Origin of the sequence: Alcanivorax sp. 97CO-5 (assembly GCF_000524665.1) — a bacterium.
Lineage (GTDB): Bacteria > Pseudomonadota > Gammaproteobacteria > Pseudomonadales > Alcanivoracaceae > Alcanivorax > Alcanivorax borkumensis.
Window position 1 is genome coordinate 14677 of the sequence record NZ_KI965883.1, and the last position, 22987, is coordinate 37663.

24 protein-coding genes are annotated in these 22987 nt (G+C 55.1%); 17 read left to right on the plus strand and 7 right to left on the minus strand.

Annotated features, from left to right (window positions below):
- The first annotated feature begins 9 nt into the window (after positions 1-9).
- Positions 10-483, plus strand: coding sequence for a protein-export chaperone SecB (gene secB / locus Y017_RS05380; protein ID WP_011589547.1), 474 nt, complete (start codon positions 10-12; stop codon positions 481-483).
- 139 nt (positions 484-622) lie between these two features.
- Here the strand turns inward: secB and trmL are convergent, their stop codons facing one another.
- On the minus strand, positions 623-1093 hold the full coding sequence (gene trmL, locus Y017_RS05385) for a tRNA (uridine(34)/cytosine(34)/5-carboxymethylaminomethyluridine(34)-2'-O)-methyltransferase TrmL (protein WP_011589546.1): 471 nt from the start codon (positions 1091-1093) through the stop codon (positions 623-625).
- Between the two features lie 270 nt (positions 1094-1363).
- On the opposite strand from trmL, the gene Y017_RS05390 reads away from it, so the two are divergent.
- Positions 1364-1690, plus strand: coding sequence for a DUF2007 domain-containing protein (locus Y017_RS05390; protein WP_255346558.1), 327 nt, complete (start codon positions 1364-1366; stop codon positions 1688-1690).
- A 76-nt stretch (positions 1691-1766) separates the two neighbouring features.
- Here Y017_RS05390 and typA read toward each other — a convergent pair whose 3' ends face one another.
- A complete protein-coding gene (gene typA / locus Y017_RS05395; RefSeq protein ID WP_011589544.1) occupies positions 1767-3575 on the minus strand; it encodes a translational GTPase TypA in 1809 nt (602 codons plus the stop codon).
- A 266-nt stretch (positions 3576-3841) separates the two neighbouring features.
- On the opposite strand from typA, the gene Y017_RS05400 reads away from it, so the two are divergent.
- The 10 genes from Y017_RS05400 (at position 3842) to glnG (ending at position 15617) form a co-directional block, all read left to right on the plus strand.
- Positions 3842-4447 (plus strand): RimK/LysX family protein, encoded by a 606-nt coding sequence (locus Y017_RS05400; RefSeq protein WP_011589543.1) that lies wholly within the window; start codon positions 3842-3844, stop codon positions 4445-4447.
- Positions 4447-5982, plus strand: coding sequence for an inactive transglutaminase family protein (locus tag Y017_RS05405; protein ID WP_035459463.1), 1536 nt, complete (start codon positions 4447-4449; stop codon positions 5980-5982). The genes Y017_RS05400 and Y017_RS05405 overlap by 1 nt, the downstream gene beginning before the upstream one ends.
- Positions 5982-6974, plus strand: coding sequence for an alpha-L-glutamate ligase-like protein (locus Y017_RS05410; protein WP_035459465.1), 993 nt, complete (start codon positions 5982-5984; stop codon positions 6972-6974). Before Y017_RS05405 ends, Y017_RS05410 begins: the two co-directional genes overlap by 1 nt.
- A gap of 62 nt (positions 6975-7036) precedes the next feature.
- Entirely contained in the window at positions 7037-8869 is a 1833-nt protein-coding gene (locus tag Y017_RS05415; RefSeq protein WP_035459467.1) for a sulfatase-like hydrolase/transferase, read from the plus strand.
- Positions 8870-8971: 102 nt separating this feature from the next.
- Positions 8972-10057, plus strand: a complete 1086-nt coding sequence (locus tag Y017_RS05420; protein WP_011589539.1) for a tRNA (5-methylaminomethyl-2-thiouridylate)-methyltransferase — start codon at positions 8972-8974, stop codon at positions 10055-10057.
- A gap of 6 nt (positions 10058-10063) precedes the next feature.
- Positions 10064-10315, plus strand: coding sequence for a sulfurtransferase TusA family protein (locus tag Y017_RS05425; RefSeq protein ID WP_011589538.1), 252 nt, complete (start codon positions 10064-10066; stop codon positions 10313-10315).
- A gap of 229 nt (positions 10316-10544) precedes the next feature.
- Positions 10545-11951, plus strand: a complete 1407-nt coding sequence (gene glnA, locus Y017_RS05430; protein ID WP_011589537.1) for a glutamate--ammonia ligase — start codon at positions 10545-10547, stop codon at positions 11949-11951.
- A 142-nt stretch (positions 11952-12093) separates the two neighbouring features.
- Complete coding sequence (locus tag Y017_RS05435) at positions 12094-12858, plus strand: DUF4124 domain-containing protein (protein WP_231483409.1); 765 nt, start codon at positions 12094-12096, stop codon at positions 12856-12858.
- A 141-nt stretch (positions 12859-12999) separates the two neighbouring features.
- Positions 13000-14103: a nitrogen regulation protein NR(II) gene (glnL, locus tag Y017_RS05440; RefSeq protein ID WP_011589535.1), complete on the plus strand. Its 1104-nt coding sequence runs from the start codon at positions 13000-13002 to the stop codon at positions 14101-14103.
- Positions 14104-14183: 80 nt separating this feature from the next.
- Entirely contained in the window at positions 14184-15617 is a 1434-nt protein-coding gene (gene glnG / locus Y017_RS05445; RefSeq protein ID WP_011589534.1) for a nitrogen regulation protein NR(I), read from the plus strand.
- Between the two features lie 230 nt (positions 15618-15847).
- Here the strand turns inward: glnG and Y017_RS14875 are convergent, their stop codons facing one another.
- Entirely contained in the window at positions 15848-16093 is a 246-nt protein-coding gene (locus tag Y017_RS14875; protein WP_051428707.1) for a hypothetical protein, read from the minus strand.
- Here Y017_RS14875 and pip point away from each other — a divergent pair.
- The 5 genes from pip (at position 16092) to Y017_RS05475 (ending at position 20961) form a co-directional block, all read left to right on the plus strand.
- The gene (gene pip / locus Y017_RS05455) at positions 16092-17015 is read left to right on the plus strand and encodes a prolyl aminopeptidase (RefSeq protein ID WP_051428708.1); all 924 of its coding nucleotides are present in this window, start codon (positions 16092-16094) and stop codon (positions 17013-17015) included. The two genes, Y017_RS14875 and pip, sit on opposite strands and share 2 nt — an antisense overlap.
- Positions 17012-17449: a D-aminoacyl-tRNA deacylase gene (gene dtd, locus Y017_RS05460; protein WP_011589531.1), complete on the plus strand. Its 438-nt coding sequence runs from the start codon at positions 17012-17014 to the stop codon at positions 17447-17449. The genes pip and dtd overlap by 4 nt, the downstream gene beginning before the upstream one ends.
- Before the next feature lie 173 nt (positions 17450-17622).
- A complete protein-coding gene (locus Y017_RS05465; RefSeq protein WP_035459473.1) occupies positions 17623-18105 on the plus strand; it encodes a DUF3015 domain-containing protein in 483 nt (160 codons plus the stop codon).
- Between the two features lie 106 nt (positions 18106-18211).
- The gene (locus Y017_RS05470) at positions 18212-20035 is read left to right on the plus strand and encodes a DUF4105 domain-containing protein (protein WP_035459475.1); all 1824 of its coding nucleotides are present in this window, start codon (positions 18212-18214) and stop codon (positions 20033-20035) included.
- Positions 20014-20961 carry an alpha/beta hydrolase gene (locus tag Y017_RS05475; protein WP_035459477.1) on the plus strand — a complete coding sequence of 316 codons (948 nt, stop codon included), beginning with the start codon at positions 20014-20016 and terminating at the stop codon, positions 20959-20961. The genes Y017_RS05470 and Y017_RS05475 overlap by 22 nt, the downstream gene beginning before the upstream one ends.
- Positions 20962-21162: 201 nt before the next feature.
- Here Y017_RS05475 and tatC read toward each other — a convergent pair whose 3' ends face one another.
- Genes tatC through Y017_RS05495 form a run of 4 tightly spaced genes read right to left on the minus strand, consistent with a single transcriptional unit; the run spans position 21163 to position 22971 of the window.
- Positions 21163-21909, minus strand: coding sequence for a twin-arginine translocase subunit TatC (tatC, locus tag Y017_RS05480; RefSeq protein ID WP_011589527.1), 747 nt, complete (start codon positions 21907-21909; stop codon positions 21163-21165).
- A complete protein-coding gene (gene tatB, locus Y017_RS05485; protein ID WP_011589526.1) occupies positions 21902-22294 on the minus strand; it encodes a Sec-independent protein translocase protein TatB in 393 nt (130 codons plus the stop codon). Before tatB ends, tatC begins: the two co-directional genes overlap by 8 nt.
- Before the next feature lie 60 nt (positions 22295-22354).
- Positions 22355-22594, minus strand: coding sequence for a Sec-independent protein translocase subunit TatA (gene tatA / locus Y017_RS05490; RefSeq protein WP_011589525.1), 240 nt, complete (start codon positions 22592-22594; stop codon positions 22355-22357).
- A gap of 41 nt (positions 22595-22635) precedes the next feature.
- Positions 22636-22971 (minus strand): phosphoribosyl-ATP diphosphatase, encoded by a 336-nt coding sequence (locus Y017_RS05495; RefSeq protein ID WP_011589524.1) that lies wholly within the window; start codon positions 22969-22971, stop codon positions 22636-22638.
- Between the last annotated feature and the right edge of the window lie 16 nt (positions 22972-22987).

A 22987-nucleotide genomic window follows, 5' to 3' on the forward strand; every position in this document is an offset into this window, starting at 1 on the left:
GAGAAGAATATGGCTGATGAACAGCAACAGGTTTTCCAACTGCAGCGTATCTACCTCAAAGACACCTCGTTCGAGTGCCCGGGGGCACCGGAAGTGTTCCTGCAGGAATGGAAGCCTAAGGTGAACGTGCAGCTGAACAACAGTGCCCGTCGCGTTGGTGAAGGCGATGAGTTCGAAGTGGAAATTACCGTGACGGTGACCGCCAAGGACGAAGCTGAAGAAAAGACGTTTTATTTGGTAGAAGTAAAGCAGGCTGGGATATTCACTGTGAAAGGCATTGACGGTGAAGAGCGTGCTCAGCTTCTGGGCGCCTATTGCCCTAATCTGTTGTTCCCATATGTCCGTGAAGTGGTATCGGACCTGGTTGCGAAAGGCTCATTCCCGCAAATGGTGCTGCAACCGATCAACTTCGATGCGCTGTATCAACAGCAGCGTGATCAGCAGCAAGGCAACGCAGCTGCCGCTGGTGAGACCGTTCAGTAATGGTTTAATTGTTGAAAATAAAGAATGGATAACGGCGCGCATTGGCGTTTTCGTTGTCTTCTAATGCAAGAGGCCGCGCCCAAGTTTGGGTGCGGCCTCTTGCATTTCAGGGGCGGCCGAGGCCTGGAGCGCGTAGCGATCAATTATCAATTGCTCCAAGGTACCCCAGCTGTCGCCATGCTTCATAAAGTGTGACGGCAACGGCGTTGCTCAGGTTCAGGCTACGGCTCTCGGCCACCATGGGCAGGCGAAGCCTTTGTGTCGCGGGCAGGCTGTCGAGAATTTGCTCCGGCAAGCCACGGGTTTCCGGGCCGAACAGCAGAACATCCCCGTCCTGAAAACACGCTTGGCTATGAGGGCGGCTGCCTTTGGTGGTCATGGCGAATAGCCGTTGGCCGACGACGCTTTCCTGGAATGCGGAAAAATCCCGGTGCACCTGTAATGCGGCAAACTCGCTGTAGTCGAGGCCGGCGCGGCGCAGTTTTTTTTCTTCTAGGGAAAACCCCAACGGTTCAATCAAGTGCAGCTGAGCGCCGGTGTTGGCGGCTAGACGGATAATGTTGCCAGTGTTGGGGGGGATTTCCGGTTCGAACAGGGCAATGTGTAGCATGTCGGGTTTGGCCTTGGCGGGGGAAATGAGGCTGATCGGCGTTAGGTTAAAACGACGACAAGAATAACAGGACATGGATGATGATGTGGAATACGCGGGCTTGGCGTTGTTGCTTTTATTGGGCGGTTGCGGGGAGCCCGCCCCGCAGGACAAACTGGGGTCGCTTTTTACGCGGCGCCCTATGGTGTGGCCGTAGTTTGCGGTATCCGTTGCTGGATGTGGTGGAGAAAGCCCCAGTGAACCCATGATGGAGATAGCCCGGTGAAGTGTGTGTTTCAGGCGCGCCACATGATTGAAGCCCATATGCTGGCCAATTTGCTGGATCAGGTGGGGGTTATGGCACAGGTGCATGGCGATATGTTGCAAGGTGGCATGGGTGAGTTACCGGCGGCGGGGTTGTCGACGGTGTGGGTGGCCGCGAACGATGAAGACCGCGCCCTGGAGGTGATCGCCGAGTTTGAGGCCAGTCAGCCTGCGGACCGAGAGGTGGTGTCGCCAGCCACCGCTCCCACACCGCTGGCCGGGCAGGGCTTTCTGGCGGGTTTGCTGGTAGGGATGGTAATCGGTGCGGTGTTGATGCTGATGTTATTGCGTTGAGGGTGCTCTGGATGCAAAAAAAAACGCCACGTTTTAGACGTGGCGTTTTTTAGGTCTAGCCTGTTGCGGCTCTTAATTACCGCCCGGCGCGCTTGCGCTCGGTTTCGGTGAGCAGCTTCTTGCGAATACGTAGGGAGTTGGGGGTGACTTCCACCAGCTCGTCGTCTTCGATGAAGTCCAGCGCTTGTTCCAGGCTGAAACGGATCGGCGGGGTGAGAACGATGTTCTCATCGGTGCCGGAGGCGCGCATGTTGGTCAGCTGCTTACCTTTGGTGGGGTTAACCACCAGGTCGTTGCCACGGCTGTGGATACCGATGATCTGGCCTTCGTACACATCCACGTTCGGGTCGATCAGCATGCGGCCACGTTCCTGCAGGTTGAACAGGGCGAAGCCCAGCACCTTACCTTTAACCATGGATACCAGCACACCGTTGATGCGCTTGGCCATGTCGCCGGCTTTGTGCTCGCCGTAGTGGCTGAAGGTGCTGTTAAGGATGCCGGTACCGGAGGTCAGAGTCAGGAACTGGCTACGGAAACCGATCAGGCCACGGCTAGGCACCAGGAATTCCAGGCGAACTCGGCCTTTACCGTCCGGTTCCATGTTGGTCATTTCGGCTTTGCGTAAACCCAGATGCTCCATGATGGAGCCCTGATGCTGTTCTTCCACGTCGGCGACGACGGTTTCGTAGGGTTCCTGCTTTACCCCGTCTTCTTCGCGGATGATCACCTGTGGGCGACCGACGGCAAGTTCGAAGCCTTCACGACGCATGTTCTCGATCAGTACTGACAAGTGCAGTTCGCCACGACCGGAAACGCGGAATTGATCGGCGCTGCCGGTTTCTTCTACGCGCAATGCCACGTTGTGTTTGAGTTCGGCTTCCAGACGCTCACGGATCTGACGGCTAGTAACGAACTTGCCGTCTTGGCCGGCAAACGGCGAGGTGTTTACGTGGAAAAACATGCTTACGGTGGGTTCATCCACGCTCAGCGGCGTCAGAGCTTCCACGTTTAACGGGTCGCACAGGGTGTCGGAGATGTTCAGCGGATCCAGACCGGTGATGCAGACAATCTCGCCGGCGGAGGCTGTGCTGGCATCGACACGCTCCAGGCCATGGTAGCCCATGATGGTGAGGATCTTACCGTTACGGACATTGCCGTCGGCGCCGATCACTTTCACCGGGCTGTTGGCCTTGATGTTGCCGCGCTTAACGCGGCCAATGCCGACGATGCCTAGGTAGCTGTTGTAATCCAGAGAGGAAATTTGCATCTGGAAAGGGCCGTCCGCATCGACGTTGGGGTAGTCAACTTTGTCGACGATGGCTTGCAGCAGCGGGGTCATGTCGTCGGCCAAGTCATCCGCCTCCAGGCCGGCAATGCCGTTCAGGGCCGAGGCGTAAATCACCGGGAAGTCCAGCTGCTCGTCGGTGGCGCCCAGGTTATCGAACAGATCGAAGACCTGATCCATTACCCAGTCCGGGCGGGAACCAGGGCGGTCGATTTTGTTGATCACGACAATCGGCTTAAGGCCGGCGGCGAACGCCTTTTGGGTCACGAAGCGGGTTTGTGGCATGGGGCCGTCCACTGCGTCTACCAGCAGTAGTACGGAATCCACCATAGACATAACCCGTTCTACTTCACCGCCGAAGTCGGCGTGGCCAGGGGTGTCTACGATGTTGATGCGATAGTCATTCCACTGGATAGCGGTATTTTTGGACAGGATAGTAATGCCCCGCTCTTTTTCCAGATCGTTGGAGTCCATGACCCGTTCGATGTCGCCGGCGCGATCTCCCAGGGTGCCAGATTGTTGCAACAGCTTATCCACCAAGGTGGTTTTGCCGTGGTCAACGTGGGCGATGATGGCGATATTGCGCAGACGTTCAATCACTAGTGATGCTCCAAAATATGGTGGGCGAAACCGTGCCAGCGGTTTCGCAGGGGCGCGCATTATAGCAGCGTGGCGTGTGGGTGATAGCCCGCCGGTCAGCCTTTATCGTAAGATTGGCAATTGTGAACAAGTTCAAAATTTCAACGTTGAGCCTGCGAGAGACCCAATGATCGCCTAGAATGGCGCAACTATTTTCCGGGAGAAGGCTCAGATGTTGGGTCCGTGCTTCCGTGGCTCGGCTGTAATGCTTTTACAATCAGGTTGTTATGATGCGTACACTGCTTGCTTTACTGTTGGTTTTATCGCCCTTAGCGGCGGTGGCCGATGGAGCATCCGGTAAAATGATTTATGGCTTGCATGAAAAGGTGCACATCAAGGAGTTAGGGATTACTGTACCGGCCAAGCTGGATACCGGCGCCGGTTCCGGCTCGTTAAGCGCTCGTTATATCCGTACTTTTGAGCGCGATGGTGTTGAAATGGTTGAGTTCGACTTGGCTATTGACCGTGATGACCGGGAAGAATGGAGTGTTACCAGAGAACAATGGGATGATGTGGAACTGCCGTTATCTGGGCATGTGCGCATTAAACGGCGGGCAGAGAGTGTGGCGCCCGGTGACCGGGATTACAGTCGTCGCCCGGTGGTGACGTTGACTATCTGCATGGGTCGGCGCCAGGAACAGGTTGAAGTTAACCTGACAAATCGTAGTGAGTTTCGCTACCCGTTGCTGATGGGCTCCGAGGCTCTGCAAGGGTTAGGTGCACTGGTGGACCCGTCGTTATCAATGGCGGCTGGAGAGCCTGATTGTCAGGACAGTAAGGATAATGTTGTCGAAAGCGACGACCAAACGATGGAGGCTGCCGAGGCGCTATAATGGGTTCTGTGAAGTTGCAAGCGCGGTTGCTTGCCGTTTTCCTTTTGTTGCTGGGCGGCGGAAGTATTGCTTATCAGCTGTTGGTGCAAAATGTGCCGCTGAGTCAGGATGAGAAAGACCCGGTTTGGGTGGTCGATTCTCAGGTGTCTTTTGTCGCAAAGGCCAATAAGCCTGTCAAAGTACGTATGTTTGTGCCACCGCTGGGGGCTGGCTATACCACTCTTAACGAGAGTTTTATTTCCAATAATTACGGCGTAAATGTGAATGTGGATAAGGGTAACCGCCAGGTTACTTGGTCATCCCGCCGCGCCGAAGGCAATCAGTACCTCTATTACCGCCTTATGTTGACTCCTCGCTATGCGGATGTGCCGGAGAAGGATCCGGGGCCCCAATTCCGGCCTGCGCCTACTCTGGATGGCCCAGAAAAGCTGGCTGCGGACGCGTTGCTTGAGCCTATTCGTCAGCACTCAGCGGATGTGGAAACCTTTATCAGTGAGACCATCAAGCGGGTTAATGAGCTTGAAAACGATAATGTTCAGCTTCTGCTGGGCAGCGATGTAAGTCCGGAGAACCGGGCTAAAGTGATCGATCTGCTGCTGGCGGTGGCGCATATTCCTGCGGAGCCGGTGCATACCTTGCGGCTGGCGGAGAGCCAAGGGCAGCAACCTGAGCTTTGGTTGCGTAGTTTTAACGGCAAGGAATGGCTCTATTTCAACCCGCTCAATGGTCAGCAGGGGCTGCCGGATGATCGTCTGGTTTGGTGGAGCGGGCCTGGGCCGCTGTTGAATATCGAAGGCGGCAAGTCTGCGGATGTGAGCTTCAGCGTGCACGAAAACGAAATGAGCGCGCTGCAGTTGGCTCAGTCTCTACGTCTGAAAGACGTGAGCAGCTTTATTGATTTCTCCTTGTATGAACTACCGCTTCCTGCTCAGCAGCTGTACCGCATTCTGGTGATGATCCCGGTGGGGGTACTGCTGGTGCTGTTTATCCGTTCTCTTATCGGTATGGAAACCCTGGGTACCTTTACACCCGTGTTGATCGCCTTGGCCTTCCGCGAGACGCAAGTGGTCTGGGGGGTGTTGTTGTTTACGTCCATCACCGCCATCGGGCTGTCTGTGCGCTCCTATCTCGAACATCTTAAATTACAATTATTGCCCCGGCTTTCCGTGGTGCTTACCTTTGTGGTGATCGCTATGGCACTGATTAGCCTGCTGGGCTACAAGCTGGGCATCGGTTCAGGTTTGTCGGTGGCGCTGTTCCCTATGGTGATTCTGACCATGGTGATCGAGCGGACGTCCATCGTTTGGGAAGAGCGTGGCGGGACCCAGTCCTTGAAAGTGGCACTGGGAACGCTGGTGGCGGCGATTTTCTGCCACTTGCTGATGGTGTGGCAGCCGCTGGTGTATTTCGTGTTCACCTTCCCAGGCGTGCTGCTTTGCCTGGCGGCCATTATGGTATTGATGGGCCATTACCGTGGCTATCGCCTCACGGAGCTGTTGCGTTTTCGTGCCATGGTGGACGGGGATAAGCACTAATGTTCTGGTCTAAAACCCGAAAAGCCCTGCGTGCCCGTGGTGTGATGGGCATTAACCAACGGAACGGCGATTACATTCTTCGCTACAATAAGCGCAGCTTGTATCCGCTGGTGGACGACAAGATCCAGACTAAGAAGATGGCGCTGGATGCGGGGATTCGGGTGCCACACATGTATGGCACCATCGCCACAGAGCAGGGCATCAGTACTTTGCACCGGGTAGTGGAACAGCACCGTGATTTCGTGATCAAGCCTGCTCAAGGGGCGGGAGGCGACGGCATTATGGTGATTGCCGACCGCTTTGAAGATTATTTCCGTTCTGCCTCCGGGCGTATCATTACCACGGAAGAGTTGGAACATCATATTTCCGGGATCATTTCCGGCATTTATTCTCTGGGCGGCCATCGCGATCAGGCGTTGATCGAGTATCGGGTTCGTTCTACGGAATTGTTCAACCGGATCAGTTTTGAGGGCGTGCCGGATATCCGAATTATCGTGCTCAAGGGATACCCGGTGGCGGCGATGTTGCGTCTGCCTACTCGACAGTCCCAAGGAAAGGCGAACCTACACCAGGGGGCGATTGGTGTGGGCCTGGATTTGGCGTCCGGGGTTACTCTGGATGGCACCTGGCACAACCTCAAGATCGAGCGTCACCCGGATACGGCTAATCCAGTGGCTGGACTGACGGTGCCGGACTGGCAGGAATGCCTGGAGCTGGCGGCGCGTTGCTATGACCTAACCGGGTTGGGTTACCTTGGTGTGGATCTGGTCATGGACCACGAGTATGGGCCGATGATGCTGGAGCTCAATGCCCGCCCAGGCCTGAATATTCAGATTGCCATGGATGATGGCCTGCTGCGCCGTTGCCAGATCGTTGAAAAACAACTTGAGGCCCTCAAAGGCGAAACCCGTCCGGTGGCCGAGCGAGTGGCCTTCGCAAAACAACAATTTGCAGTGGCTGGGCCGGTGTTAGCCGAACAAAAAGAGGGTTGATTTAAGCTCATTTTAAGCTTGTGGAAATAGGCTTTTATGCCCTGTTTCCATGAGTGGTTGTGATGTGCCAGCAGCGTCTTGGCAGGATATCCCTGCGCGGTTATTACGTCTTTCTTTTCTTGTTGTTTTTTATTCTCAACGCCTGGGTTGGGCGAGGCACGCTGGTTGTCTTGCCGTCTCTGAGTCTGCTCTTCATGCTCGTGGCCCTGAGTGGTTACGCTTTCCTCTATGTGCTGTTGGTGGCTGCGCTGGGTTGGTTGTTGGGTAACCTTCCGGGGCGCAGTGTGCAGGCGGTGGGGGTGGTGGTGCTGGCGGCGTTGATGACGATGCTGTTGTTGGTCGACGGTCAGATCTATGCCATTTACGGCTTTCATATTAATGGCTTTGTCTGGAACCTGATTACCACCCCGGGTGGAATTGAATCCATGGGCGGCAGTGCGGGAACGTCCTGGACCGTGGCCGCTATCTGTGTGGCGGTGCTGCTGATTCACGGCGTTGTGCTGTACGTGCTGCGTTCCCGTTCCGTGCCGCGCTTGGGGCTGCTGGTGTCCTTGTTGGTGTTGTGCATGGTGGGGGAGCGTGCGGCCTACGGTGTCAGCCACCTGAAAGGGTATCGCCCGGTGCTGATGGCGGCCCAGAGTATTCCCTTCTACCAGCCCACCACGTTTCGCCGGGTGGCGGAAAAGTGGGGGATAACTATGGTGCGCAGCACTCGTCTGGAAGCCGATGCCAAAGGGCGTTTGAATTACCCGAAGGAGCCATTGCGAGTTAGTGCCGATGCGCCCCGTCCTAACCTCCTCGTGCTAGTGGCAGAATCGTTGCGTTGGGATATGCTGACACCGGAGATTATGCCCAACCTGTGGCGATTCTCTGCGCAGCACGGGATTCGGTTTACCCAGCATTATAGCGGGGGGAATGGCACCCGAATGGGTCTGTTTAGTCTGTTCTACGGTTTGCCCGGCAATTACTGGTTCAGTGTGCTTGATGAGCGCAAGCCCCCTTTGCTGATGCAGCAGTTGCAGCAGGCGGGGTACCACATGGGGCTGTATACCAGTGCCAATTTCAGCTATCCGGAGTTCGACAAAACCTTGTTTGTGTCGGTGCCTGAGAAGGATATGCTCAGTGATGATGTGGGGCCGGGTTGGCAGCGGGATCGTCGTAATGTAGAGCGGTTACTGGATTTTCTCGGCGAACAAAAAGTCGGCATGCCATTCATGGGGTTCATGTTCTTTGAGTCCGCCCATGCGCGTTATTATTTCCCGGATGAGAGCGTGATCCGTAAGGATTATCTGCCAGAGATGAACTACGCCACCATGGATTTGAAGGCGGATATGCCCGGTATCTTTCGTCGTTATGTCAACGCTTCCCACCACCTGGATCAGCAATTGGGGCGAGTGCTTGGCTTCATGAAGGCGAGCGGGAAGCTGGACAATACCATTGTGGTTGTTACTGGCGATCACGGGGAAGAGTTTATGGAAAACGGCCGTTGGGGGCACAATTCCGAATTCCATAACGAGCAAATTCATGTCCCGCTGGTGCTGGCGTTTCCGGGCAATGTACCGGGGGTGGTGACGCGGCCCACCAGCCACCTGGATGTGGTGCCTACCTTGTTGCCCATGCTGGGGGTGCAGAACCCCGCCAGCGATTATAGCGTGGGGCACTCTCTGCTGGGGCCGCAAGGTGATGCCTACCGGTTGGTGGCCAGTTGGGATGCGCTGGCGTATGTGGGGCCGGACTACAAAGTAGCCATGCCTTTGGGGGCGGGCGGGTTGTTAGAAATGCGCATAAGCGATGCGCACGATGGTCCGGTGAGCGAGCCCGACACTGTGTTGGCGCAGCTCAGCGAGGCGTTGGCTGATGTGTTGCGGGACCTCTCTGCTTTTTTCCGTAAGTAGCGGGTTGAGGCGGGGCGATTGGGAGGATGCGCCTTAGGCCGACCATTGCTATACTGCGCCGCCCAAATTTTGAGCTGTCCCCACAGCAACGCAGGTTTTTCGATGACAGAGGCAAGCCAACCAATCAAGCGTCGCGCCATTGCACTGGTGTCCGGTGGACTGGACTCCATGCTGGCAGTGAAAGTCATGCAGGACCAGGGCATCGAGGTAGAGGGCGTGAATTTCTACACTGGTTTCTGTGTGGAGGGGCATACCCATGCTATTCGCAAGAAAGACAAGGATAAGGAAAAGCGTAATAACGCCTTGTGGGTTGCGGAGCAGCTGGGCATTAAAATGCATATCATTGATATCTCCGAGGAGTACAAGGATGTGGTGCTCAACCCCAAGCATGGTTACGGCGCAAACCTGAATCCCTGTCTCGACTGTAAGATTTTCATGGTTAACCAGGCCACTCTGATGATTAACAAGGCCCGGGAGTTGGCCGGTGATCGGGGCTTTGATTTTATCGTTACTGGTGAAGTGATTGGTCAGCGCCCGAAGAGTCAGCGCAAGGAAACGATGCCGATCATTAGCCAGGAGTCCGGTGCTGACGACCGTCTTTTACGCCCTCTGTGCGCAAAAAACTTGCCCCCTACGCTGCCTGAGCGCGAAGGTTGGGTAAACCGGGAGCAGTTGCACGATTTTTCCGGCCGTAACCGGAAACCGCAAATGGCGCTGGCCGCCAAGTTTGGGTTGGACGATTTTGCTCAGCCTGCCGGTGGCTGTTGCTTCCTCACCGATGAGTCTTATTCCAACAAGCTGGCGGACCTGTGGAAGGCTCGCAATGAGCGTCGATACGAACTGGATGACATCATGCTGCTGAAGGTTGGGCGTCATCTGCGTCCGCAGCCGCATTACAAACTGATTATCAGCCGTGAAGAAGGTGAAAACCGTTTTCTGGAAGGTTATCGTTACCAGTTCACCAGTATTACTACGGTGAGTTGCCCGGGCCCGCTGGCGCTGGTGGACGGTGAGTTTGGTAGCGAGGCAGAGCTGGAGCAGGCGGCGGCCATTGTGGCACGTTACTCCAAGGGGCGTGTTGAAGACGCGGTGACTCTGGAAGTGCGCAGCCCGGACGGTGTTGCACGCGAGATTACCGTGGCGCCGGCGCAAGCGGAAGCGGTGCTGCCAAGCTGGAATGTGGGCTGAACGACGATGACCGATACCCTTCACGAATTGGATGTGCGCAGGCTGCTGTGCCCCATGCCGGTGATAAAAACTCAAAATAAAGTAAGAACTCTGGCGACAGGTGATACCCTGAAAGTCGTTTGCACCGACCCTGGAGCATTAAGCGATATCCCCGCCTGGTGTCGGATTAATGGCCATGAGGTGCTGGAAATGGCGGAGCAAGGCAACGAAGTTTTTGTGGTGTTGCGCGTCGGGCAAGATAATGGTGCACTATTTTAGTGCCCTATATGCGTTTGGCGCACCGCAACTGTGCACCAAAATGAGTCGCCTGTTCTTGTTTCTTCGAATCAAGTAGAGAATGCGCTAAAAAAGGGCTGGCACGGTATTTGCCTCCCTATTGGCAAAGCTGGCCCAGTGGCCGAGAATACCGGTTCTTTGTGTTGCGCTTCCTCAGAGCGGCACGACGAGTCAGAGACAAACCCGCTGTTCCTTAGGAGGACGCACGATAATGTCTGTTAAGACCCTCAAACTGATCAAAGAAAACGATGTGAAATGGGTGGACCTGCGCTTCACCGATAGCTCTGGTAAGGAGCAGCACGTTACCCTTCCGGTTGGCGAAATCGACGAAGATTTCTTCCAGGACGGCAAAATGTTTGATGGCTCCTCCATCGCTGGTTGGAAGGGCATCAACGAATCGGACATGGTGATGATGCCGGACGACGAGTCCGCCGTGCTGGACCCGTTCACTGACGTTGCTACCCTGAACTTGCGCTGCGACATTCTTGAGCCGACCACCATGCAAGGTTACGAGCGCGACCCGCGTTCCGTTGCCCGTCGTGCTGAGGAATACCTGAAATCTACTGGTATCGCGGATACCGCTCTGTTCGGCCCTGAGCCGGAGTTTTTCGTATTTGACTCCGTGCAGTGGAAGTCCGACATGCAGGGTTCCATGTATAACATCCACTCTGAAGAAGCTGCGTGGGTTTCCCATGAAGACTTTGAGGGCGGCAACATTGGTCACCGTCCTGGTGTGAAAGGCGGTTACTTCCCGGTTCCTCCGGTAGACAGCCTGCACGATCTGCGTGGCGCCATGTGTTCTGCCATGGAGTCCATGGGGCTGAAAATTGAAGTGCATCACCACGAAGTGGGCACGGCTGGTCAGTGTGAGATCGGTGTTGGCGCCAACACCCTGACCGCCAAAGCGGACGAAGTACAGATTCTTAAGTACTGCGTACACAATGTGGCTCACGCTTACGGCAAGACAGCTACTTTCATGCCTAAGCCGCTGATCGGTGATAACGGCTCTGGTATGCACGTGCACGTATCCCTGGGTAAAGACGGCAAAAACCTGTTCGCCGGTGACGGCTATGCTGGTCTGTCTGATGAAGCGTTGTATTTCATTGGCGGTATCATTAAGCATGCCCGTGCGCTGAACGCATTCACCAATGCGTCCACTAACGCTTACAAGCGTCTGGTGCCCGGTTTTGAAGCGCCGGTAATGTTGGCCTACTCTGCCCGTAACCGTTCTGCATCCATCCGCATCCCGTTTGTGAACAGTGCTAAGGCCCGTCGTGTGGAAGCGCGCTTCCCTGACCCGTCTGCCAACCCGTACCTGTGCTTTGCTTCCCTGCTGATGGCTGGCTTGGACGGCATCAAGAACAAGATGCACCCTGGCGATGCCATGGACAAAGATTTGTATGATTTGCCGGCTGAAGAAGCAAAAGACATTCCTACCGTGGCTCACACTTTGACCATGGCCTTGGATTGTCTGGAAGAAGACATGGACTTCCTGACCGAAGGTGACGTGTTCACCAAGGATATGCTGGAAGGCTACATCGAGCTGAAGCGTGCCGAGGTTGAGCGTCTGAACATGACCCCGCACCCGGTTGAGTTTGATATGTACTACTCTTGCTAATGCCTTCGGGTCGCTAGCAGAACAGAGCCTCCGCTTGTCGGGGGCTTTTTTTTGCCTGGAATAAAGGCGGCGGTTTTGTGCACTCCCCCCTTTTCTGAGCGGTCGAGTCAGGCCAGAATCAAGGGCAGATATGGAGATAATAATGAAAAAGTCGCTAATTTCGTTTGTTGTGCTGGCCTTGGTGTCTGGGGTGAGCTTGGCCTCCATGGCGGAAAACGCAGGGAGTGTCAGCGAGGGGAAGGAGCCTGATGCGCCTGCGTCGAAGATTTATCGAACCACCGACGAAAAAGGTAATGTGGTGTTCTCCGACCAGCCGGCGCAGAACCGCCACTCAGAAGAAGTGAAGCTGAAAACCACTAATACGGTGCCGATTAAGACGGTGGAAATGCCGCAAGCCGCTGCTCAGCCTGAAGAGGCTAAAACAGGAGGCCAGGCCGGGGAGGGTTATAGCTCGCTGGCCATTACCGCGCCGGAAAGTGGTTCTACTCTGCGTAACCCTGCAGATGCGGTATATGTGTCTGTGAGTTTACAGCCCGGTCTAAAGACGGGAGATAGATTGGTGCTGATCGACAACGGTATCGAGCAGCCGGCCATGCAGCTCGATGCTCCGGATCGCGGTGAGCACACCCTTATCGTTAAGGTGGTCGGGGAAGATGGAGAGCCCCGGATTACTTCCGAGCCGGTGAAGCTTTACATACACCGCAGCACGGTCGGCGATTTCCGTAACTCTGCAGGTGGCGGCAGTAACGGTGGTGCTGCGCAAGCGGGTGGTGCAGCCGATCGTGGCGGCGCGGCGAATGTGGGGGGTAGTGCCTCAACTGGGGGCGCTGCCAATGTGGGCAGTGGAGCAGATCGGGGCAGTGCTGCTCGGCCCGCTAAACCGAATCGGAGCATTCTCAGTAACTAAATATGCACCCACATGGTGCAATACGGCCTGTCATCCCTTTAAACTCATCAACGACAAGCGCTTGCGCTTGCGCCATAGGCTGCTGGCTGACGTTTTTTATGGCGACTGAGCAGATGGCCTGATAATTGCTTATGCCCTGTTATGGGCCAATTTTTGATGAGTGACATTACGTTGCACAAACGACTACTGGATCACCTGCGTACTGCGGTGATCATGCTGGACGAAGCCCTGTGTGTGCGCTACCTGAACCCCGCGGCGGAAATGCTGCTGGCCACCAGCGCGAGCCGTGCGCTGGATCAGCCTTTGCCTGATTATTTTTTCGACGATGAAGAAGCGCGCCTGGCTATTCAGCAGTGCATTGATGAAGAGCACCCGTTTACCCAGCGTGAAGCACGGTTGTCGGTGGCACCGGGCCACGAAATTGTGGTGGATTACTCGGTCAGCCCCATCAACGACCCGGGACAACCGCTGTGTTTGTTGATGGAGATGCAGTCGCTGGATCGCCTGTTACGCATTGGTCGTGAAGAAGCGTTGATTCATGCCCACCAAGCCACCCGGGCTCTGGTGCGTGGCGTGGCCCACGAAATCAAAAATCCGCTGGGAGGGATTCGTGGTGCCGCCCAGTTGTTGGAGCGGGCACTGCCGAGTCCGGACCTGACTGAATACACCAGAGTTATTATCGATGAAGCCGATCGGTTGCGTTCGGTAGCGGATCGCATGCTTGGCCCGCGTAAACCCCCCGAGTTCCGGGCAGTGAATGTGCACGAGTGCCTCGAGCATGTGCGTCAGTTGCTGCTGGCGGAATACCCCAAAGGGATAGCTATCTGGCGAGATTACGATATTAGTTTGCCGGATGTGATTGCCGATCGAGATCAGCTAATTCAAGTGTTGCTCAACCTTATTCGCAATGCCTCCCAGGCGTTGCTGGAGTCACAGACTCCTGAGCCTCGTATCACTATGCGTACCCGTGTGTTGCGGCAGTTCACCATCGGTGCACAGCGTCATCGACTGGTGCTACGCATGGATATTATCGATAACGGCCCGGGGATCACCGAAGAGGTACAGGAGACGATGTTCTATCCCATGGTTAGTGGCCGTGCTAATGGCACGGGGCTGGGCTTGTCCATTGCGCAATCCATTATTAGTCAGCACCAAGGGCTGATCGAATGCGAAAGCCAGCCTGGCCAAACTGTATTCAGCATTTTGCTGCCCATGGAGCAGCTGGATGAAACCAACACAGCGTAATTGCGCGGCTGTGATCAGATTGTTGTCATACACGCCGGCCGCTAGTGCGGAGGTGATAGAAATTACAGGAGTAGCAGGTCATGAGTGTCAGTATTTGGGTTGTGGATGATGACCGCTCGATTCGCTGGGTGTTGGAAAAGGCGCTGGGCCAGGAAGGCTATGCGGTGACCTGCTTTGAGGATGCGGATGAGGCGCTCAACACCCTGGAGCAGGGAGGGCAGGAGCCAGAAGTGCTTATCAGTGATGTGCGCATGCCGGGCACCGACGGTTTGCGGATGCTGAAAATCCTGCAGCGTAAAAACCCAGACTTGCCGGTAATCATCATGACCGCTCACTCCGATCTGGATTCCGCTGTGGCTTCCTACCAGGGTGGCGCGTTTGAATACTTGCCCAAGCCGTTTGATGTGGATGAAGCGGTGGCGTTGGTACGTAGAGCGATCAAGCACCGGGAAGAATCCCGTGGCGATTTTCCTGAACCGATAGAAGAAGCGCCCACCGAAATTATTGGTGAAGCGCCGGCCATGCAGGAAGTCTTTCGTGCCATCGGTAGGCTCAGCCATTCCAACGTGACGGTGCTGATTAATGGACAGTCCGGTACCGGTAAAGAGCTGGTTGCCCGCGCCTTGCATCGTCATTCCTTACGACGGGAAAAGAATTTCGTCGCCTTGAATATGGCGGCTATTCCCAAGGACCTGATCGAATCAGAGTTGTTTGGCCATGAGAAAGGCGCTTTTACTGGCGCTAACAATCAGCGGGTGGGCCGTTTTGAACAGGCTAACGGAGGCACCCTGTTTCTCGACGAAATCGGGGATATGCCACTGGAGGCTCAAACACGTTTGTTGCGGGTACTGCAGGAAAGTGAATTCTACCGCGTCGGCGGAACCACGCCGATCCACGTGGATGTACGCATAATCGCAGCCACCCACCAAGATCTGGAAAAACTGGTGAAGGATGGCGACTTCCGTGAGGATCTATTTCATCGCTTAAACGTTATCCGCATTCATATTCCCCGCATGGCCGAGCGCCGCGAGGACATCCCGCGATTAGCCAATTATTTCCTTCAGCGAGCGGGAAGTGAATTGGGGGTAGAGCCGAAAATTCTTCATAAGGACACGGAAAAATATCTTGCTGCTCAGGCTTGGCCGGGCAACGTGCGGCAGCTGGAAAATACCTGCCGTTGGTTAACCGTGATGGCTTCTGGTCGAGAAGTACTCGTGGATGATCTTCCGCCAGAGTTGAAAGAGACTGGCCCAGCGAAAGGCGCCGATATTAGTGGTGACTGGCTCAAGTCTTTGCGCAACTGGGCCGACCGTGCGTTGTCTCAGGGTGAGCGAAATATTCTTGAACAGGCCGTGCCCGGTTTTGAGCGCACCATGATCGAAGTGGCTTTACAGCATACCGGTGGTCGTAAACGCGACGCAGCGGCGCTGTTGGGTTGGGGTCGAAATACGCTGACGCGTAAGATTAAAGAGCTGGACATGGAAAGCCAGCTTCAGGGGAATGATGAGGACTAAAAAACGGACACATATTATGTGCCGGTCTTCAGGTTTTTTATTTTCCAGCCGCCGTTCAGCTGCCAGTGACTGTCCATTTGGTAGCTCTCGGCATCCTCAGGAAACACATTTTTTCCACCCCAGGGCAGCACGGTAAATTGTACGCGTGCTTGCTCCTGTGTCACCAGGTCCAGTGCAATATTGATGCGTGTGAATGAGATGTTGCGGTTTGGGTAGCGGAAAAAAATCGACTAGGGTGGGGTGCGTTGAATTTCCTTGCGGCTCAGCGTTCGCCCGCGTCGCTCCACGGTAATGTTATCGGCCACTAGGCCCATTATTGTGCTGGTGTCGCCTTCTTCAATGCCCTTTTTTATCTCTGCCAGTGCTTTGCTGATGGCCTGCTCTGGTAGAGCGTTGTCACAGGCGGCCAGCAGACCTTGCAGCAGTACTAGCAACAGGTATGCTAAACCCCTTCTTTTTCTCAGAACTTCCATCATGGCGTTATTCCCTTATTTGGATGCTAACCGGCAGTTTTATCTTCCCGTAGGCGAGGGGCATCAACTGTATGTGGAGGAAAGCGGCAATCCACAGGGCAGCCCGGTAGTCGTGCTGCATGGTGGGCCTGGTGGCGGTTGCTCCCCAGCGTTGCGGCGTTTTTTTGATCCGCAAAAATTTCGCATTATTCTGTTTGATCAGCGTGGTTCCGGTCAAAGCCGGCCGCTGGGTTCTATCGATAATAATACCTTGAGCCATTTGCTATTGGATCTCGAAAAGATTCGCCAAGCGTTACATATTGAGCGTTGGATGGTGTTTGGTGGCTCCTGGGGAGCAACACTGGCACTGGCGTATTTGGCGGCGTTCCCGCAGTACATTACGGCAATGGTGCTGCGGGGTATTTTTCTTTGTCGAGAGCGGGACTTAGACTGGCTCTACACTAGCAAAGGTGCTGCGCGTTTGTTCCCGGAAGCCTGGCAAGCGCTGGAGCAGCAAGCGCCTCCCGGCAGTGGCCATTTGCTTGAACGTTATTATCAGGGACTACAGGGGGATGATGCGCATCGCTATGCGCGGGCATGGTGTAACTGGGAATCGACACTAGCCCTGATGCCCACCCAGCCGCCTGGGGCGGGTAGTGATGGCGAGCTGTGCATGGCGAGGCAAGAAACCCATTATTTTCTTGCCGGCGGTTTTATTGAGCGCCCCTTGTTAGAGGTCTGTGCAGGGAGCCAGGTGCCGGTGGAAATTGTGCATGGGCGCAGGGATTTCGTCTGTCCGCCGGAGCAAGCACTAGCATTGCATCAAGTGTTGCCCAATAGCGAGCTTAATTGGGTTGACAGGGGTGGACACTCTTCCATGGATCCGGGGGTGGCGCAGGCTCTGGTTAACGCGGTAACCCGACTGGATCGGAGGGCGAAGCAGTGAAAGTATTAATGCAGCGAGTTAGTGAAGCCCATGTGGATGTGAGCGGTAGAACCGTGGGGGCGATTGATAATGGTTTGTTATTGTTCATTGGTATAGAAAAGCACGATGACACCGCTTTAGTGGACAGGATGGTTGAACGCATCATTGGCTATAGAGTTTTTGCGGACGAGCGAGGGAAAATGAATTGGGATGTGCGCGATGCGGGTGGGGCGTTACTGGCTATTTCTCAGTTTACTCTCGTTGCGGATACTCGAAAGGGGCGTAGGCCGAGTTTTAGTAGTGCGGCAGATCCCGTTTTGGCAAGGCCATTATACGAGCACTGTGTAGCACAATTGAAGGCTCATGGTCTGCCTGTGGCCACAGGGGTTTTTGCCGCTGAGATGCAGGTTTCTTTGGTTAATGATGGCCCTGTTACCTTTATGCTTGAGATGTGATTTATTATGGATCCGCTTGTTGCAAAGCGGTCTCCCTTGTTTATGATGAATTGAGTTGCCTCAAAATGGTAACGGGGAACGCGTTGTCGGCATAGTGTCGACGGTCGTTGTGGCCGGTCAGCATGATCGCCGCATCCCCAAGGAAGACACATAAAAACTTGGAGGAATTCAGAATGAAAAAAACACTTATCGCTGCTGCGCTGCTGGGCGCTTCAACATCTGCTATGGCTGTTGCACCGGGTGGTCCGGGCTGTGGTTGGGGCAACATGCTGTTTGAAGGCAAATCCGGCATGCCTATGCATCTGCTCGCCAGTTTTGTGAATGGCACTACTTTTAACGCCACCTTCGGCATGACCACAGGCACTAACGGTTGTGATACCAGTGGTGCTCTGACCTACAGCGGCCAAAGCCTGCTGGGTATGACCGGCGTAATGGAAGAAGTGGCGCAGGACATGGCTACCGGTGACGGTGAAGCCCTGACTGCACTGTCTGTTTCCATGGGTATTCAGACTGAAGATCGTGCACGTTTTAATGCGTTGATGCATGACAACTTCGCGGCAATTTTCCCGAACCAGGACGTGACTGCTGCTGAAGTCATGGCCAGCATTACCGAGGTGATGCAGCAAGACCAAGCGCTGTCCAAGTACTTGGCATAATCGGCCAAAAAGACCGAGACAGCACCCCGCTTTTGGCGGGGTTTTGTTTTTTGGCCCTTCTTTTCTGACACTTTTGTCGGCTTGTAATTGAGACGGATGAATCCGGATGCGCACTGGCCTTTTCTGTGTGCTGCTGTGCTGGTTTGTGCCGGCGTTTGCTGCAACTTCTTCCTTTTCTACGCTGGCAGACATGCCCCGCTGGCAGGCGTTATTGCATATCAATCCTGGTGCTACCCTGCGTGACAAGCACCAGAGTTACGTGGATGACGACCGCTTTTTTTTGGCTGACTCAGGGAAGAGAGATCCGCTAGCGGAGCTGGAAGCGACTGAGCAGGCTCTTCGCCCAGCCGGGGCGCCTGCGCGATGCCGTTTCCCTGCGCGTTATCGTTTCTTATCCGAAAAACTGGGTTGGCAGAATGAGTCGCCGTTTTCACACTGCGATGATTACAACGAATGGCGTGGTGCGATTCATGCCAATCGCGCGGTGCTGGTTTTTCCCGCAGCCTATTTGAACAGCCCTTCATCCATGTTTGGGCATACCTTGCTGCGCCTGGATCAGGGTGAAGACAGTGCGGTGTGGCTGTCCTGGGCGGTGAACTTTGGTGCGGTTTCTACGGAAGCAGACAACTCTTTTTTCTATATGTATCGCGGTTTGGCGGGCGGTTATCCCGGTCGCTTCGCGTTGGTGCCCTATGTGCAGAAGATTCAGGAATACTCGCACATGGAAAACCGGGATATGTGGGAATACACCCTGGATCTGGATCAGTCAGAAATCGACTGGCTGATTGATCATCTCTGGGAACTGAAAGACATTAATTTTGATTATTATTTTTTCGATGAAAACTGTTCGTTCCGATTGCTTGAGCTGGTTGAGGTAGCGCGGCCAGGTTCCGGGTTGTTGAGCGAGTTACGGTTCGCCGAAGTGCCCGTCAATACGGTGCGGGCGCTGGATGAACGCGACATTATTAACAGCCGCCATTACCGGCCATCCAAATCCGTGGAGCTGGATAATCTGCGCAAGCAACTGAATGGCTCTCAGCAAAAACTGGCGAGGGCGCTGGCGGATGATCCTGGCCTGGCTGAATCGCCTGCCTTTACGGCTGAACCCGAAGAAAGCCGGGCGATTATGGCGGCGGTGGCTTATCGCTACATCAGGCTTACCCACCGCAAGGAACAGCGAACGCCAGCGGTGGCGAAACGCTCGTTTACGCTGCTGACTCTAATCAATAGTCTGCCGGCAGTGCCGGTACCCGAAACCGAGCACCCCGAGCCACCGGAAAAGGGGCATGGCACCCAGATGTTGGGCGTTAGCGGTGGCCAACGTGAAGGTGAGCTGGATTTTGGTGAGCTGACCTACCGGTTGACCTACCATGATTTGCTCGACAACCAATACGGCTTCCTGCGTGGCGCACAGATCGAAGGGTTGGATATGACTCTGCGCAGCACTGAGTCTGGCCAGGTCAAATTGGAAGAGCTGGATGTGGTCAGTATTCGGTCCCTAGCGCCACGAAATCGCTTCATGAAGCCATTAAGCTGGTATGTAGAGGGAGGTTTGGAGCGGACTTGGGCGGGGCGTCGCCGGTTGGTGCGCTATATGCAAGGAGGTGCTGGCGGAAGCTGGCTGTGGAGGAACTGGCAGCCGTATCTGTTAACCAGCGTGCGAATGGAGAATAATAGCGAGTTCGGCACCTTCCTGACCCCGGGGGCCGGTCTAGACACGGGTATTGTTTATCACCGTGGCGACTGGCAGTGGCAGTTAGGCGGAGTGGGGCACTATTTCACCAACGATGAATATCGATACACCTCCCAGTTTGCGGTGCAGTGGGCAATGACCCGCCAGCATGGCTTGCGCGCTTCTCTTGCGCGTGAGAACCGCAGGGGCGGTTATGATGATGAGTTCAAACTCCAATGGCGATGGTATTACGATTAAGCACAGCGCTGCTGCTGAGCCTGCTGCTGGTAGGGTGTAGCAAGCTGTTTTTCTACCCCATGTCTGCGTGGGTGCAGAACCCAGAAAACCAAGGGCTGGAGTACGAGGATATTGTGCTGATACACCCGCGCGGTATGCGTATTCATGGCTGGTGGTTGCCGGCGGCCAATGATGCCCCAGCCCGTGGCACGGTCTATTTCCTGCACGGTAATGCCCAGAATATCAGCACTCACTTGGCCAACGTGCAGTGGCTGCCGGCGCAGGGCTATAACGTATTTTTGCTGGATTACCGAGGTTATGGGTTGTCGGAAGGCAAGCCGCGTTTGCCGGAAGCGCTCGATGATGTGCAGTTGGGCCTGGATTGGCTACGCCATGCCAAACGCACGGAGGGTGCGCCGTTGGTCGTGTTCGGGCAGAGCCTGGGCGCTTCCATGGTCGCTAGCGTTTTGGGTGAAAAAGGCAACGCTGGTGCGGCGGACTGTGTGATCCTGGAGGCCGCGTTTGCCAGTTACCGGGATATTACCAGCGATGTAATGAAACGTAGTTGGCTGCTGTGGCCATTACGTTGGATGGTGGTCCCTGCAATGCCTGATCGTGAACTGGACCCGGAAGTACGAGTGGCCGGCATTAAGCCAACGCCTTTGTTGGTGATGCATAGCGTGGACGACCCCGTGATTCCCTATGCTCACGGTGAGCGGCTTTATGCGGCCGCACAGCAACCCAAAACCTTCCAAAAACTGCGTGGAGGCCATACCGAAAGCTCTCGTGACCCGGCGGTGCAGCAGCGGTTGGTGGATTTTATGCAGGATAATGATTGTGCCGCTAAGGTGGCGGAAGTCGAACAGCCGGTGGCGCCATCAGACGATGAATCTCCCCCGGAGTTGTTTGTGCCTCTTCCCGCTCCCGACAAAGGGTATCGGTTCTAGTCTTGCGTTTGAAAAAAGCGTGTTGCGCGTAGTGAATGGCGAGGGTTGTCGAGATGCTCGCAGGCCAGCCAGCATCATTATCGTCTCACATTCTGAGGACCGATTTACACCCTCGAGTTTTTTGTGACGTTGGCTAGGCGGGGGCTAAATACGGTCTGCACCAGCACCCAGCACCCAGCACGCGCGCTGTGTTGGATGGCTTTACTCTGGCGGGGCCGATGCTTGTTTCTTTATCATTCGGGCTGCGAGCAGGCCCATCTCGAAAAGAAACCACATGGGGATCGCCAGCAGTGTCTGGCTGATGATATCCGGTGGTGTCAGCAGCATGCCGATAACGAAACAGCCCACCACCACATAGGCGCGAGCCTTGCTTAGCTTTTCCACCGTGGTGGCGCCAGTGCTCACCAGCAGTACGATGGCGATGGGTAGTTCAAAGGCTAGCCCGAACGCCAGAAATAACGCCAGCACAAAATCCAGATAGCTACTGATGTCGGTGGTCACAGCCACGCCTTCCGGAGCAATGGCCGTGAAGAATTGGAACATCAACGGAAATACCACGAAATAGGCGAAGGCCGCGCCACCGTAGAACAGCAGCACGCTGCTGGTTAACAAGGGAATCGCCAATTTCTTTTCATGCTTGTATAGGCCCGGTGCCACGAAAGCCCAAGCCTGATGCAATAAGAACGGCATGGCAGCAAACACGCTTAAATACAGTGTTAGCTTGAATGGGGCCAGAAAAGGCGAAGCCACGCCAGTGGCTATCATGTTGGTGCCGGATGGCATGGCGTCCATTAGTGGTTTTGCCACCAGGGTATAGAGTTCACGGGAAAACGTGAACAGGCAAAGGAAGACGATAAAAATAACCACCATGGCCTTGAGTAGGCGGTTGCGCAGCTCCAACAGATGGGCAATCAGCGGCTGGCCGGCGTCATTGCTGGCATCAGTCATGGCGGCGGGAATCCTGGTCATGGTTATTTTTATCGGCGCTATCTTTGTCGCTGGGACTTTCGTCGTTATTCAGCGCGGCCGATAGGGGCTTGTCGCGAGGGGTTCGTGAGCGAGCGATCTGCTCCGGGCTCAGTAGGCTGTCTTTGGCCTCACGGATGCTGTCTTCATCCAGCCCCATCTGGCGCATCTGTTTTTCCATACGCTCTTGCATATCTTGGGTGATGGTTTCACGTTCCAGCTCGCTCTTTAGATGATTGAGCGTGGAGCGGGCACGGCCGATCCAGTGACCGAGGGTTCGGGCGACGGTAGGGAGCCGCTCCGGCCCCAGTACCACTAGGCCAATAATGAAAATCAGGGTGAGTTCGGTAAAGCCGATATCGAACATCGTATCCTCGGTTTGGCAGGATCTTGCCTAGGCTGTGCCGCCGGTAATGGGCGGCAGCTATCAGGCTTTGTCCTTTTCCTGTTCGGCTTTTTGCTCGGCGTCTTGCTTATTCTGGGGCTGATCGTCGTCAGCCAAGCGTTTATGGTCCTGCTCGTCTTCGCCATCTTTCATGGCGCTTTTGAAGCCTTTCACCGCGCCGCCCAAATCACCGCCGATGTTGCGTAGTTTTTTCGTGCCGAATAACAGGACCACGATGGCCAGGAGAATCAATAGCTGCCAAATGCTGATACCGGAAAACATGGAATTTCTCTCCGAAAAAGTTAAGGGCCGCGTTAGCTACGTTAGTGCTTACCGCTGCGTGCGGCTTTCTCATCATGGCCGGACAGGCCAAAACGTCGTTGTAGTTCTGCCAGGACTTTGTCTGGGTGTTCGCCCAGTTTGGCCAACATTACCAGGGAGTGGAACCATAAATCGGCAGTTTCGCTGATCAGTGCCTGATGCTCGCCGCTGACTTCCGCATCTCGGGCTGCAAGGATGGTTTCTATCGCTTCTTCGCCGACTTTTTCCAGGATTTTGTTGAGGCCCTTGGCATACAGGCTGGCCACATAGGAGCTGTCCGGATTGGCGCCCTTGCGTGACTCCAGAACCTGATGCAGCTCACTGAGTATGTCTGACATAGTGTATTCCTTATTG